14 protein-coding genes are annotated in these 13,016 nt (G+C 54.3%); 9 read left to right on the top strand and 5 right to left on the bottom strand.

Annotated features, from left to right (window positions below; translation table 11 throughout):
• Positions 1-235 precede the first annotated feature (235 nt).
• From AACZ64_RS12260 to AACZ64_RS12270, 3 genes are all read left to right on the top strand, one after another.
• The gene (locus tag AACZ64_RS12260; protein ID WP_339640226.1) at positions 236-727 is read left to right on the top strand and encodes a DUF3237 domain-containing protein; all 492 of its coding nucleotides are present in this window, start codon (positions 236-238) and stop codon (positions 725-727) included.
• Positions 728-826: 99 nt separating this feature from the next.
• Positions 827-1,840, top strand: a complete 1,014-nt coding sequence (locus AACZ64_RS12265) for an NADP-dependent oxidoreductase (protein WP_339640228.1) — start codon at positions 827-829, stop codon at positions 1,838-1,840.
• Between the two features lie 108 nt (positions 1,841-1,948).
• Positions 1,949-2,407 carry an EVE domain-containing protein gene (locus AACZ64_RS12270; RefSeq protein WP_339640230.1) on the top strand — a complete coding sequence of 153 codons (459 nt, stop codon included), beginning with the start codon at positions 1,949-1,951 and terminating at the stop codon, positions 2,405-2,407.
• On the opposite strand, the gene AACZ64_RS12275 is transcribed toward AACZ64_RS12270, so the two are convergent.
• The 4 genes from AACZ64_RS12275 to bioB form a co-directional block, all read right to left on the bottom strand.
• Positions 2,404-2,592 carry a DUF3094 domain-containing protein gene (locus tag AACZ64_RS12275; RefSeq protein WP_339640232.1) on the bottom strand — a complete coding sequence of 63 codons (189 nt, stop codon included), beginning with the start codon at positions 2,590-2,592 and terminating at the stop codon, positions 2,404-2,406. The genes AACZ64_RS12270 and AACZ64_RS12275 overlap by 4 nt on opposite strands.
• Before the next feature lie 3 nt (positions 2,593-2,595).
• Positions 2,596-3,306: a dethiobiotin synthase gene (bioD, locus tag AACZ64_RS12280; RefSeq protein ID WP_339640233.1), complete on the bottom strand. Its 711-nt coding sequence runs from the start codon at positions 3,304-3,306 to the stop codon at positions 2,596-2,598.
• A 92-nt stretch (positions 3,307-3,398) separates the two neighbouring features.
• The gene (gene bioF, locus AACZ64_RS12285; RefSeq protein ID WP_339640264.1) at positions 3,399-4,577 is read right to left on the bottom strand and encodes an 8-amino-7-oxononanoate synthase; all 1,179 of its coding nucleotides are present in this window, start codon (positions 4,575-4,577) and stop codon (positions 3,399-3,401) included.
• A gap of 104 nt (positions 4,578-4,681) precedes the next feature.
• Entirely contained in the window at positions 4,682-5,740 is a 1,059-nt protein-coding gene (gene bioB, locus AACZ64_RS12290; protein ID WP_339640235.1) for a biotin synthase BioB, read from the bottom strand.
• A gap of 91 nt (positions 5,741-5,831) precedes the next feature.
• Here bioB and AACZ64_RS12295 point away from each other — a divergent pair, with 91 nt between their 5' ends.
• The 4 genes from AACZ64_RS12295 (at position 5,832) to AACZ64_RS12310 (ending at position 8,406) form a co-directional block, all read left to right on the top strand.
• Positions 5,832-6,584 (top strand): ComF family protein, encoded by a 753-nt coding sequence (locus tag AACZ64_RS12295; RefSeq protein WP_339640237.1) that lies wholly within the window; start codon positions 5,832-5,834, stop codon positions 6,582-6,584.
• Between the two features lie 51 nt (positions 6,585-6,635).
• Positions 6,636-7,421, top strand: coding sequence for a serine O-acetyltransferase (gene cysE / locus AACZ64_RS12300; protein ID WP_339640239.1), 786 nt, complete (start codon positions 6,636-6,638; stop codon positions 7,419-7,421).
• Positions 7,422-7,436: 15 nt separating this feature from the next.
• Positions 7,437-7,697, top strand: coding sequence for a DUF5062 family protein (locus tag AACZ64_RS12305; RefSeq protein ID WP_036859650.1), 261 nt, complete (start codon positions 7,437-7,439; stop codon positions 7,695-7,697).
• Between the two features lie 202 nt (positions 7,698-7,899).
• Positions 7,900-8,406 carry a tetratricopeptide repeat protein gene (locus AACZ64_RS12310; RefSeq protein ID WP_339640241.1) on the top strand — a complete coding sequence of 169 codons (507 nt, stop codon included), beginning with the start codon at positions 7,900-7,902 and terminating at the stop codon, positions 8,404-8,406.
• Between the two features lie 200 nt (positions 8,407-8,606).
• Here AACZ64_RS12310 and AACZ64_RS12315 read toward each other — a convergent pair whose 3' ends face one another.
• Positions 8,607-9,098 carry a TIGR00645 family protein gene (locus tag AACZ64_RS12315; protein ID WP_339640243.1) on the bottom strand — a complete coding sequence of 164 codons (492 nt, stop codon included), beginning with the start codon at positions 9,096-9,098 and terminating at the stop codon, positions 8,607-8,609.
• Between the two features lie 772 nt (positions 9,099-9,870).
• On the opposite strand from AACZ64_RS12315, the gene AACZ64_RS12320 reads away from it, so the two are divergent.
• Both AACZ64_RS12320 and AACZ64_RS12325 read left to right on the top strand, forming a co-directional pair.
• Positions 9,871-11,004, top strand: a complete 1,134-nt coding sequence (locus tag AACZ64_RS12320) for an aminotransferase class V-fold PLP-dependent enzyme (protein WP_339640244.1) — start codon at positions 9,871-9,873, stop codon at positions 11,002-11,004.
• A 133-nt stretch (positions 11,005-11,137) separates the two neighbouring features.
• Positions 11,138-13,015 (top strand): peptide-binding protein, encoded by a 1,878-nt coding sequence (locus AACZ64_RS12325; protein WP_339640245.1) that lies wholly within the window; start codon positions 11,138-11,140, stop codon positions 13,013-13,015.
• Position 13,016 lies beyond the last annotated feature (1 nt).

Consider the following 13,016-nt stretch of genomic DNA (forward strand, 5'->3'; position numbering starts at 1 on the left):
TTTCATCTTGGAATCACACCCGCCCTCCAGACTCACTTCATATTGGACAAGGCTCTTACTGTACTGAGCATTCAAAAACCGCTAGGATGCTGAATGCTCAGGCATCACCCCGAAAATGCATTGAATCGTTATTCTTGCATTAACCTCGACCGCCTATCGACAGAAAAAGTGGCCTGAACCATCGTCACGACAGTGACCGATACCAATAAACTGTATTGTCAGAGAGAATTTACTGATGGCCCGGCACGACAACCCGCAACCCAGCACCCACCTGACCACCCAATACATCATGACCTATCTGGCACCGCTGGATCCGCCTGTCTCAATTGATTCGGGGCTGATGATTGTCAATGTGCGTCCCGGTGGCTGGGTCAGGGGTCCTGACATCAATGGCCAGTTCATTGCGCCGGGTGCCGACTGGCTGCGCATTATGCCAAGTGGTACTTTCCGGCTGGATGTGAGGGGACTGATCGAAACAGATGATGGTGCCCATATTTATATGAGCTACAACGGTATTATCAAAAACTCCTCCGAGAGTGCAGAGCGGCTCAGCAATGGCGAGTTACTGACTGATAAGGATATCCCCTACTTTATCGCCGCGCCCACCTTTCAGACCTCGGCGGAGAAATACGCCTGGCTCAACGATATTCAGTGCATTAACAAGATGACGGAAATCCAGTTTGGACCCGAAGGGTACGTCAAGTACGATGTTTTTTTTATCAGCTAACCTTGGGGCTGCCTACAACCAGCAGGCCGGGCCTAAAAATCCCTAGCAAGAAACGCAGAATCGATCCACTTCACGATGACAAATAAGGAGAACAACACCATGTCAGACACCAATCGAGTATGGCGTTTGCGCAAGCGTCCTGTCGGAGAGATTACCGATGATGTATTGAGCCTTGAGCAGGAAGCCATTCCGGAGCCCGGTGAGGGCGAGTGCCTGTTTCGTCTCAACTACCTGTCACTGGATCCCACCAATCGGATCTGGATGAGCGACATGGAGCAGTATATGGAACCGGTGGCGATCAACGCCCCGATGCGTGGCGTCGTCTGCGGCACCGTAATCAAAAGTAATACCCCCGAGTTCAAGGCTGGCGATATTGTCAGCGGTATCGGCAGCTGGGCAGATTACCAGATCGGCTCACCTGCCACCGTTGGTCTGCTGGGTGAAGTTGGCGATGTGCCTGTCATCGATGCATTTGGCACACTGGCCCTGGTTGGCCCCACCGCCTATTTCTGTCTGCTGGAGATCGGTGACCCACAACCCGGTGAAACCGTGGTCGTTTCCACGGCGGCAGGCGCTGTGGGGTGCCTCGTTGGTCAGATCGCCAAGATCAAGGGATGCCATGTGGTTGGACTGACCGGCTCAGATGAGAAATGTCAGTGGATTACCCGAGAGCTCGGCTTTGATGCGGCCATTAACTACAAAACCGAAAATGTCGCAGAGGCGCTCGCCAAGGCCTGCCCAAACGGCATCGACGTCTACTTTGACAACGTCGGTGGAAAGATTCTCGACGAATGTCTCAAACAGATGAATCTGCATGGCCGTATCCCCACCTGCGGGCTGATCTCCCAGTACAATGCCACAGAGCCGGTACCCGGTCCCTACAACTATGACCTGATTCTGATGCATCGCCTGAAGATTCAGGGTTTCATCATCCTGGACTACATGGATCGTTACCCGGAAGCGACCGAGGCACTGATTGGCTGGATGAAGGAAGGCAGACTGAAGGCTCGTCTGGATGTGTCAGAGGGTCTGGAAACCGCCCTGCAGACCGTCAAGAAACTTTATACCGGTGAAAATACCGGCAAACTGATGGTCCGGGTCAAAGACGCCTGACCGACCGTTTGCTTTCCTCGGCAAACAAGCGGGGCTGCTGTTGAGGCGGCCCGGCATTTCCGGACACTTTGATTGATTTTCCCAGACTGATTATCCAGAGATGCCATCATGTCCTGCTGGCTGTTCAAATCCGAACCCGACATTTTCAGCATCGATCACCTGGCTGCCGAACCGGACCAGCGCTGCCGGTGGGATGGCATTCGCAACTACCAGGCGCGCAACCATCTGCGCGACCGGGTCAAACCGGGAGATCTGGTGCTGTTCTATCATTCGAGCTGCAAGGCGGTGGGAATTGCAGGGATCATGGTCATCACCAGCGCAGGTTATCCTGACCCCAACCAGTTTGATGCGGCGAGTGACGGCTATGACCCGGCCAGCACGGCGGACAAACCGCGCTGGTTCTGTGTGGATGTAAAACTGGTCAGGAAATTCGCGCGGTTGATACCACTGTCGGAGTTGAAACAACAGAGAACCCTGCAGGACATGGTGCTGTTCAGGCAGGGGAGATTATCCATCGTCCCAGTCACGGACGAGGAATGGCAGGCGATTTTGCATCTGGCCGGTTAAACCGCACCGATCATTCTGGCGAAAAACCAGGCGACGCCACCCATGGCGGCCACCACAATCCACCACAGGAACAACAGACTGAAGCGAAACGGTTTTCGCTCCACAGAATGAACGCCCGAGTTGACCACCTGGCGGATTCGCTCCAGATCTTCTTCTGAATACTCTTCTTCGCTTCTCATACCCATAAATTATTCACCACTGGTTAATTGGTTTTTTGCCGTCAAAAACTCCGGTTTCAGGAATGGCTTTGCCTGTTCCGGGGTCGGGTTCGACAACCATGGTACTGCACCGATCATGGGGCATGGCAATCGGGCTTGCAAGCTTGCCAGGGTCTCATGGTAGCGGTCCATTTTCTCGGGGCAAATCTGGTTGGCAACCCAGCCTGCCATCTTCAGCCCGTCCCGCTGAATCGCCTCTGCCGAAAGCAACGCGTGATTGATACAACCAAGCTCCATCGCCACCACCAGAATCACCGGCAATTGCAAAATTTTGGCCAGATCAGCGAACGTTTCCCGCTCGTTCAGGGGCACTCGCCAACCGCCCGCCCCCTCAATCAGCAAAAGGTCCATCGGTTGCAGCATAATGCCCCGGCAGAATCCTGCCAGTCGCTCGGCACTCAGCCGCCGACCCGCCTCTGCAGCGGCAATATGCGGTGCGGTCGCCGGTGCCAGCGCCACCGGATTCACTTCATCATAGGACAACGGCAGACTCGACTGGGCCAGCAACGAAAGGGCGTCGGCATTGCGGAGCCCCTCATCCGTGACCTCACACCCGGCAGCCACCGGTTTCAACCCGACAGTAGTCAATCCGCTATCGCGAGCCGTAGCCAGCAACGCGGTACTGATCAGGGTTTTGCCAACACCGGTATTGGTGCCTGTCACAAAAAATCGTTTAACCATTGCACGCTGTACCAACCTAAACGATCTCCCGGGTTGTAGGCCATTGACCCGATCCATCACAGATTTTTTTACAGGCCGTGAGGAAGTAGAGGTTATTCACTGTGAATTTTCCCGACTTCCGCCACAGTCTTACCAATCGCCTCAACCAGCGCATCCACCTGGTCGTCGGTGTGCTCGGCACAGAGGGTTATGCGCAATCTTGCACTGCCCACGGGAATAGTGGGAGAACGGATCGCACCCACCAGAAATCCCCTGGCACGCAGACCCTCGCCCACCCGGTAACAGACCGCGTCATCATGCAACATGACCGGCTGGATGGGCGTCGGTGAATTCAACAACTCCAGCCCGAGTTCGCCGATCCCCGTCCTGAACCGTTCGATCAGGCTGAGCAGTTTTTCACGGCGCCAGGTTTCCCGGCGCAGTATTTTCAGACTGATGCGAGTGGCCGCTGCCACGGAGGGAGGCAATGCAGTGGTATAAATGTAGGTGCGAGCATACTGGATCAGGGTTTCGATCAGGGCATCGGAACCGGCCACAAAAGCACCGAAGGTACCAAATGCCTTGCCCAGCGTTCCCATGAGCACCGGCACATCGGTGACATCGAGCCCATAGTGCTCTGTCAGACCACCGCCGTTTTTTCCCAGCACACCAAAACCGTGAGCATCGTCCACCATCAACCAACCACCCTGTTCGGCGCAGGCCCGGGCCAACGCTGGCAGCGGTGCCAGATCCCCATCCATGCTGAACACACCATCAGTGACAACCAGTTTTCGGCCATGTTCTGTCTTGCCCAGTCGCCGGGTAAGGTCGCCGACATCGGCATGCCGATAGCGCTGGCAGGAGGCATTGCTGGCCAATCCGCCATCCAGCAGGGACGCGTGGTTAAGACGATCCTGATAGACGTGATCGCCCTTGTCTACAAGAGCCCGGATGGCACCCAGATTGGCCATATAACCGGTGGAAAACAACAGCGCCCGGGGACGACCGGTCAGCGCGGCCAGCTCTTCCTCCAGGGCATGATGCTCCTGGGAGTGGCCATAGACCAGATGGGAGGCACCACTGCCGACCCCATAGGTTTCAACACCACGGCGCATACTGTCGATCACAGCCGGGTGACTGGCCAGCCCCAGATAATCATTGCTGCAAAAGGCCACGCAGGTTTTGCCGTCCACCTGCACAATACTGTTTTGAGCCGACTGCAACAGGTGTCGACGGCGATACAGGTTGTCAATCTGACGCTGATCCAGTCGCGCCTGTAACACCTGATCCATGGATGATGTCATCTGACCCTTCCCCCCGGGTAAGCGAATCCACTGCCCCGGCGATGATCTGTGATAAAAATACTGCGAATACGGAGGGTGTCGGTAACGCGCTGCTAATTCACGGCGTTGTAAAACAGGTGGTCTGTTTCCATCTCGGCCACTGCCCGCTGTAAAGCCCGCGCTTCCTCGAGACTGTCCCGCTCAACCTGACGGGTTTCAGGCTGGATACCGAGACGACCGAGCAACGCCATGTCACTGTTGGCCTTGGGGTTGGGGGTGGTAAGCAACTTTTCGCAATAGAAAATAGAGTTGGCACCCGCCATAAAGGCGAGCGCCTGCATCTGGTCATTCATCTCCTCGCGGCCAGCGGACAGCCGCACGTGGGATTTGGGCATCAGGATACGGGCTACCGCAATCGTGCGAAGAAAATCGAAGGGATCCAGGTCCTCCTGACTGTCCAGAGGAGTACCCGCCACTTTCACCAGCATATTGATCGGCACTGACTCCGGATGATGGGGAAGATTGGCCAACTGCATCAACAGTCCCGCCCGGTCTTTTTCCCCCTCACCCATACCGACGATGCCCCCCGCACAGACTTTCATGCCTGCCTGGCGCACATTATTCAGGGTGTTCAGACGATCCTCATAGGTGCGCGTGGTGATGATTTCGCCGTAATACTCCGGAGATGTGTCGAGATTGTGGTTGTAGTAATCCAGGCCTGCATCGGCCAGTAGTCGGGCCTGCTCTGCCTCCAGCATACCCAGGGTCATGCAGGTTTCCAGACCGAGTGCCTTGACCTGACGAACCATCTCGGCCACCACGGGCATATCTTTGTCTTTTGGCGATCGCCAGGCAGCCCCCATACAGAAACGGGTGGCCCCGCTCGCCCGGGCGGCTTTTGCCTCCTCGATCACCTGCTCCACAGCCAGCAGCTTCTCCTTCTCGAGGCCCGTATCGTAGCGGGCACTTTGCGGACAATATTTACAATCCTCCGGGCAGGCGCCCGTTTTGATTGAGAGCAATGTGCTGAGTTGCACTTCGTTGGCATTGAAATGCTGACGGTGCACTACCTGCGCTTGAAACATCAGGTCATTAAAAGGCTGATTGAACAGCGCCAAAACCTCCTTACGGCTCCAGTCATGGCGGATATCTGTGGTGTGGCTGGCGGACATCGGCTATCTCTCATATAGTGCAGTGACAGCCCGCTATGATAGGTGAGCCAACACCACTGTCAACCATAAATGGATTTTAGGTTAACAAGCGATGTTCCCATCAGTAAAAGCTGTATTTGACCGTGTTCGATGGACACGACTGCTGCACCGGGCAAGTTATGGGCTGCTACCGGGGCAATGCCTGCTGTGCGGCATCGCTTCCGGGCGGGGACAGGATCTGTGCACTGACTGCCAGGCAGCCCTGCCGTTTAATTGGCCAGCCTGCTCCCGGTGTGGTCTGCCCCTGACCACTCCGACTGTTTGTGGTCGATGCCTGGTCAGCCCACCCGCTTTTCATCACTGTATTGCTCCCCTACGTTATACGTATCCGGTAGATCGACTGGTCAACAGTTTCAAACACCGGGGCCAATTCAACCGCGGCACTTTGCTGGCCGAGTTACTGGTGTCCGCGATATTGACGTCCCAAAACAACCCGGAGTCCGCTTTACCGGACTTGCTTGCACCGGTGCCACTGCATTGGCGACGGCAATTTACACGGGGCTTCAATCAGGCGGGCTGGCTGTCCCGCTATTTGGGCAGGAAACTGGCCATTCCGGTTGATCAACAGCTATTGCATCGTCACCGACATACGCCACATCAGCAGGGGCAATCCCGCAAAGCGAGGTTGACCAATATCAGGGGTGCCTTTCAGCTCCATGCACCAGTGAACGGGAAACACATTGGCCTGGTGGATGATGTGATGACCACAGGCACCACCGTTGGAGAACTGAGCGATTTGTTGATGAGCGCGGGGGCGGTCAGGGTCGATGTTTGGTGTCTGGCACGAACGCCGCTGGAAAATTAACCGGCTGACCTTGATAATGGCACCCACTGTTAAACATCAAGATTTCCGCTTATGAGCACAAGTCTTTGGCAAAAAATTCAGCAGGAAGCCACCGTGGTTGCCGGAGAAGAACCGGTACTGGCCAGTTTTCTGCAAGTCACCCTTCTGAAACACGATTCAATGCTGGCAGCCCTGGGTTTCCTGCTGGCGGAGAAACTGGGCTGTAGCGCCATGTCAGCGCTTACGCTGCACGAGGTGTTCGAGGAAGCTTTTGCAGCGGATCCAGATATCGAAGACCGCGTCAATTGCGATATTCTCGCCATCTATCAGCGTGATTCGGCTTGCCAGAACCTCTTCTCCACGTTCCTCTACTACAAGGGATTTCACGCCTTGCAGGCGTGGCGCGCTGCTCATTGGCTGTGGCAGCGGGACAGAAAATCCCTGGCGCTAATTCTGCAAAACCGGATATCGGTGACCTTTGGTGTGGACATTCACCCCGCCGCCAGCATTGGGCGCGGCATCATGTTTGACCATGCCACCGGTATCGTCATCGGAGAAACGGCCATCATAGAGGACTGCGTGTCTATCCTGCAGTCAGTGACCCTCGGCGGCACCGGTAAGGAGTCCGGTGACCGTCATCCCAAAGTGCGGCGCGGCGTGATGATTGGCCCCGGTGCAAAAATTCTCGGCAACATCGAAATTGGTGCCGGTTCCAAAATAACGGCCGCCAGCGTGGTATTGAACGATGTCCCCCCCCACTCTGTGGTTGCAGGTGTTCCGGCAACCGTTGTGGGTACAATTGATACCGACTCCCCTGCCGAACTGATGGACCAGGGGCTTACCGGCTGCTGCGACTGAACCAGGAAACTATCCATGTCCAAATTGAAACACGAGACCGAACTCCTCAAGGAAGCACTGCGAATAGGCATGATCTATGCCGAAAAACGTGGTGCGGCAAAATTTGAAGCCAGCGACTCAGCCAACGAAAAAATCGAATACATTTATAAACTTCTGGTGCACGACAAACTGATTCAGCCACTGGCCAATGAACAGCATGATATCGTCCACATGAAGCATAAACTGGCACTGTGGATGGCGCGGCAATTACCTGCCGGACACCGGTTACTGCAATGACAGTTGTCTCGCCTGGTTCAGCCGTCCCCGACGGGTATGTCTGAATATGATCCATCAGGCAAAGTGAACTCGTAACCCTTGAGACAATCAAACGTTTCAACCGGAAGATTTGCAGACGACAATATCGCTCTCTTCCACAATGTCGTTCAGGTAATTCCTGTGCCGACAACAAAATAACAGAATGACTATCCCTGGAGTGTCCGTGAAATATATCAGCTTATTAATAGGTATTATCTTTTCGATCTCGGCGTGGGCAGAAACCCTCGAAGAGGGTTATGAAGCTGTCCGCAGTGGCAAGCTGGATGAAGGCTATGCCATTCTCTCCGAACTCGCTGCCACAGGTGATGCCGACGCACAGTATGGTGTTGCAATTCTCTACAAAGAAGGCTGGGGGACGGACAAAGACATACAAACAGCCTTTGACTACTATCAGAAAGCCGCTCGCCAAAACCACCCGGGAGCACTGTTCGAAATGGGTTGGTTTTATCAGGCTGGGGAGAACGTTACTCAGGACTATGCCGAGGCCATAAAATGGTACGAGAAAGCCGCCAATGAAGGGCATCCCGTTGCAATGTACGCATTGGGAGGCTTGTACTATAACGGTCTTGGCACGACAAAAAGTGAAGACAAGGGTATGGTGTGGTTCAAAAAATCAGCCGATAAAGGCTATCCACCAGCGCTGGAATTCGTCAATGAACCATTGCGCTAGATTGCGATGATTCACACAGTACCGGAAAGGCCGCGTCGGCGTTTCCGGTACTGGCGGCTCTACCCCGTTTCAACCAAACCAAACTCTGCTATGCCGCGTTTATGTTGGCGGATCACGCAATATTCACAATGCAGGAAAGCACGGAGGACATATCCTGCCCACCACGGCTATCATCGAGAGTTCTGTCACCCAGAATCGGGCTAGTGACGGGTCATAATTCTGTCCAGCAAGCCCATGGCAAAGGCAGAAACCACAAAGGTCATATGCAACACGACGTACCAGAGGATCTTGTCATTCGCTATTTCCGGCGCATTCATAAAAACTTTCAGCAGGTGAATCGACGAAATGGCCACAATGGATGCCGCCACTTTATTTTTCAGTGAACTGGTATCAAGTTTGCCCAGCCAGACCAGTTTGTCGGTGGATTCTTTCAGATCCAGTTGTGAGACAAAATTCTCGTAGCCGGCAAACATCACCATGACAATCAGGCCACCCACCAGGGCAATATCCACCAGTGAAAGCACCACCAGAATCAGGTCCATTTCAGACATGGTCAGAATCATGGGCAATGTGTGCACCACTTCGACAAAAAACTTTATGCCGAGGCCCAACAACGCAAAACTCAACCCAAAATAAATGGGCGCCAGCAACCAGCGTGCGGCATACATGGTGTTCTCAAATATCTTTTCCATTCCAACTCTCTATGTAAAAACGACTAGCAAGGCGGTCCATCCACTGACAGGATGCCCGGCTGGGGTCGGCCCGCGATTGACCAGCGCCCCGTTTTCCTGCCATTAACGCCAATGGCAGGCCAGAAAAAAGGGCCACTTTTCAATGGCCCTGCTGTACTGCTTTGAGGAGTTTATCCTACAAAGCAGGCTCGTGAACATTTAAAGCAGCCATTGACCTCCTGAAAATGTTTTTTCGCCTCCCTCATTGCCGCCTGGCAGGTGGGGAAATTACCCAGGGATTTCTGATCCACAGAGTCCGGCAAATCCGGACACCAGGTGCCCAAATTGTGGACAATATGATTGCCATTTTCCTGTGGTTTTTTCGTCACAATATATCTAGCCATAGAACCCTTCATCATTTTATTGTTAGCCAATACCCACTGCATTAACATGTGGTTAATACAGCATTAGCCGCATATGAAACAGAAGCTGAAATCAACTGCGGAACCATTAAAACTATCTATTTTTTAATACGTTATCAATAAATTAATCGCGCCAATCAATGACATTTTTCTGGCCAGAAATTCGTTTTTTGGCCGACAAAAAATTGACTTGTCCGCCGGGTTTTGAATAACCAAAACCGGATTATTCTCTTTACGGCACATTCATAATGAACCGTTTGTGCAGCAAATCTTTCGCACCGACTCGACGACAAGCTTTGGGAATCTTCACCGGCTTAAAATATACTGACCGGCCTTACGCAAGAATGACGCACTGACAAGAAGGAGCCCCCATGCCCGGCCTACTGTCCGATACCGATCCCAGCGGTTTACTGGAATATTCCGTGGTCTTCACCGACCGTTCACTGAACCACATGTCCAAACGCTTTCAGGCGGTGATGAATGACATCTCCAGCACATTAAAGCGGGTTTACCACGCCGAAGCCGTTGTGGTGGTCCCCGGTGGCGGCACCTACGGTATGGAAGCGGTAGCCCGTCAGTTCGCCACAGACAAAAAATGCCTGGTTATTCGCAACGGCTGGTTCAGCTATCGCTGGAGCCAGATTCTGGAAATGGGAAAAATCAGCGACGATATTACCGTGATGAAAGCACGGCCAGTGGACGATGATCCCGAACGACCGTCACTGGCGCCCGCTCCCATTGATGAAGTCACCGCCTGGATTCACGCAGAAAAACCGGCAATGGTTTTTGCACCCCACGTGGAAACCGCCGCTGGCATGTTGCTGCCGGATGACTATATTCGTGCAGTGGCAGAAGCCGTTCACGCGGTGGGCGGCCTGTTTGTGCTCGACTGCATTGCGTCGGGCACGCTCTGGGTAGATATGCAGGCCTGTGGCGTCGACATCCTGATCAGTGCACCGCAAAAAGGCTGGAGCGCATCGCCCTGCAGTGCGCTGGTCATGCTGGGGGAAGAGGCGCGACAGCGCATTGACCACACCACCAGTAGCAGCTTTGCCTGCGACCTGCGCAAATGGCTACAAATTATGGAAGCCTATGAAAAGGGTGGCCACGCCTACCACGCCACCATGCCCACCGACGCCCTGCTGCAATTCCGTGACACCATGCAGGAAACCGAAGCCTATGGCTTCGACAAGGTAAAACAGGAGCAGCTTGAGCTGGGGCAGAAAGTTCGCCAACTACTTACCAACCGGGGGTATAAAAGTGTTGCCGCCGAGGGTTTCCAGGCGCCCGGGGTCGTGGTCAGTTATACCGATGATCCGGATATTCAAAATGGCAGAAAATTTCTGGAACAGGGCCTGCAGATTGCAGCCGGAGTACCCTTGCAGTGCGATGAGCCGGAAGGTTTCAGAACCTTCAGAATTGGTTTGTTTGGTCTCGACAAACTGCACAACATCGAGCGCACCGTCGCCCATCTTCGTAGTGCGTTGGAAAACATGTCAGGATAACGACGGTTAACAGCGGCCACCCTTTATTCGACAAGTTCAGTAATATAAGCCGCTGCAGTTGAACAGACTGTGCAGGAAGCACTCATACAACAGAACGGTTATCGAATAGCACAGCGGAGATGGGCGGATCAGCATGAAAAATGGCAACATGGGTATCAGCCGGATTGCATTCTGGCTCGGCATCGGCGCGCTTGGTCTACTGATGGTACTACTGATGGTCCAGATAGACCGGCAGTGGACCCGCATGAACGATATCACCCGACTGATGCAGGAACAGGCTCAGGATATTCGCTCTACCCGGGGCGTTTTACGCAACCTGGAACAGACGGTCCGCACTGCGCGCTTCAATACGTCCGAGGTGGATGACCGCTTGAGAGACACCGCTGACCGGACAGATGCCTTTGAGCGGGCAAGACTGGCCACACAACAGGCCAATTACGCGCAGGGGGACTGGCTGATGCTGGCATTCGGCAGCGGCCTCACCACCCTGACACCACTGGTCTCGGGCGACGCCTACTCCTCGGAAGTTCAGCAATATGTTCTCGAATCCCTGCTGGTTCGGGATCCGGACACACTGGAGTGGAGCGGGCTACTGGCAGAAGACTGGCAGATATCCGATGACGGACTCACCATCAACTTTACCCTGCGCCGCGATATCAGCTTCTCCGACGGGATAGCCATGACCGCCAAGGATGTGCAGTTCACGTTTGAATTCATCATGAACGAAGCCATTGCCGCACCTCGAAGCCGTGCCTATCTGTCACGGATTGAGCGGGTCACCGCGCAGGACAATTACCACGTGGAGTTTGTCTTCAAGGAACCCTACTTCAACAGCCTGCAACTGGCAGGTGGTTTGACGATCCTCCCGGAACATTTCTATAAGCGCTTCCTGGATGAGCCCCGTACCTTTAATGAGAGCCGCGGACTATTGTTGGGTTCAGGCCCGTATCGACTCAAGGATCCGGAGAACTGGACCCCCGACCAGGGCCGGGTTGAACTGGAGCGCAACCCCCGGTACTGGGGCCCAGTGGATGGATCGTTCGACCGGATTGTGTGGCGTATTATTGAAAATGACAGCGCCCGCCTCACCACCTTCCGCAACGGGGATATCGATGTTTACGGGGCCCGCCCACGGGAATATCAGCGCCTGCTTGACGACCCGGGCATCAGCGAACGCAGCAAACATTTTGAGTACATGAGTCCCACTGCCGGCTATAGCTTCATTGCCTGGAATCAGCAACGCGGCGGCAAAAACAGCCTCTTCAGCGATACCCGGGTACGCATGGCCATGTCGCTGTTGACCGATGTGGAGCGCATGCTCGAGGAAATTTTTCTCGGCTACGGTCAACCCGCAGTGAGCCCGTTTATGCCGGGATCATCCCAGCACAACCCGGAAAACCAGCCCTTCCCCCGCGATATGGAAAAAGCCAAACGGTTACTTGCCGAGGCGGGCTTTGTCGATCGCAACGGTGACGGCATTCTGCAGGCAGAGGATGGCACGAACTTCGAATTCGAGCTGACCTTTTTCCAGGATAACGATGATACCCGGCGGATGGTGCTGTTCCTCAGGGATCTCTATGCCCGCGCGGGCATTCTGATGAAACCGAAACCCACCGAGTGGTCGGTGATGGTAGAGGACCTGCGGCAAAAGAATTTTGATGCCATCACCCTCGGCTGGACTTCCGGTATCGAAATCGATATTTACCAGATGTTCCACTCCAGTCAGTCCATGGAAAACGGTGACAATTTCATTAACTACAGCAACCCGGAACTGGATGCCACCATTGATGCAGCGCGCGGCGAAGTCAATGAAGAAAAGCGCATGAAGCTGTGGCACAAGGCAGAACGCATTCTGGTGGAAGACCAGCCCTACACGTTCCTGTTCCGTCGCAACACCCTGGCTTTTGTGGATGATCGAATCAGCAACCTGGAAAAAACCGGGCTGGGCCTGAACCTCATGAGTGTGCCGGTGGAGATCTACGTTCCGGCCGATCGCCAGCGCAATCGCTGAA

This window comes from uncultured Porticoccus sp. (assembly GCF_963975625.1).
Classification (GTDB): domain Bacteria; phylum Pseudomonadota; class Gammaproteobacteria; order Pseudomonadales; family Porticoccaceae; genus Porticoccus.

What these genes read in the sequence shown, in the direction of transcription:
- AACZ64_RS12260 (WP_339640226.1), top strand. Translation starts at nt 236, where the DNA reads ATGGCCCGGCACGACAACCCGCAACCCAGCACCCACCTGACCACCCAA.
- AACZ64_RS12265 (WP_339640228.1), top strand. Translation starts at nt 827, where the DNA reads ATGTCAGACACCAATCGAGTATGGCGTTTGCGCAAGCGTCCTGTCGGA.
- AACZ64_RS12270 (WP_339640230.1), top strand. Translation starts at nt 1,949, where the DNA reads ATGTCCTGCTGGCTGTTCAAATCCGAACCCGACATTTTCAGCATCGAT.
- AACZ64_RS12275 (WP_339640232.1), bottom strand. Translation starts at nt 2,592, where the DNA reads ATGGGTATGAGAAGCGAAGAAGAGTATTCAGAAGAAGATCTGGAGCGA.
- bioD (WP_339640233.1), bottom strand. Translation starts at nt 3,306, where the DNA reads ATGGTTAAACGATTTTTTGTGACAGGCACCAATACCGGTGTTGGCAAA.
- bioF (WP_339640264.1), bottom strand. Translation starts at nt 4,577, where the DNA reads ATGGATCAGGTGTTACAGGCGCGACTGGATCAGCGTCAGATTGACAAC.
- bioB (WP_339640235.1), bottom strand. Translation starts at nt 5,740, where the DNA reads ATGTCCGCCAGCCACACCACAGATATCCGCCATGACTGGAGCCGTAAG.
- AACZ64_RS12295 (WP_339640237.1), top strand. Translation starts at nt 5,832, where the DNA reads ATGTTCCCATCAGTAAAAGCTGTATTTGACCGTGTTCGATGGACACGA.
- cysE (WP_339640239.1), top strand. Translation starts at nt 6,636, where the DNA reads ATGAGCACAAGTCTTTGGCAAAAAATTCAGCAGGAAGCCACCGTGGTT.
- AACZ64_RS12305 (WP_036859650.1), top strand. Translation starts at nt 7,437, where the DNA reads ATGTCCAAATTGAAACACGAGACCGAACTCCTCAAGGAAGCACTGCGA.
- AACZ64_RS12315 (WP_339640243.1), bottom strand. Translation starts at nt 9,098, where the DNA reads ATGGAAAAGATATTTGAGAACACCATGTATGCCGCACGCTGGTTGCTG.
- AACZ64_RS12320 (WP_339640244.1), top strand. Translation starts at nt 9,871, where the DNA reads ATGCCCGGCCTACTGTCCGATACCGATCCCAGCGGTTTACTGGAATAT.
- AACZ64_RS12325 (WP_339640245.1), top strand. Translation starts at nt 11,138, where the DNA reads ATGAAAAATGGCAACATGGGTATCAGCCGGATTGCATTCTGGCTCGGC.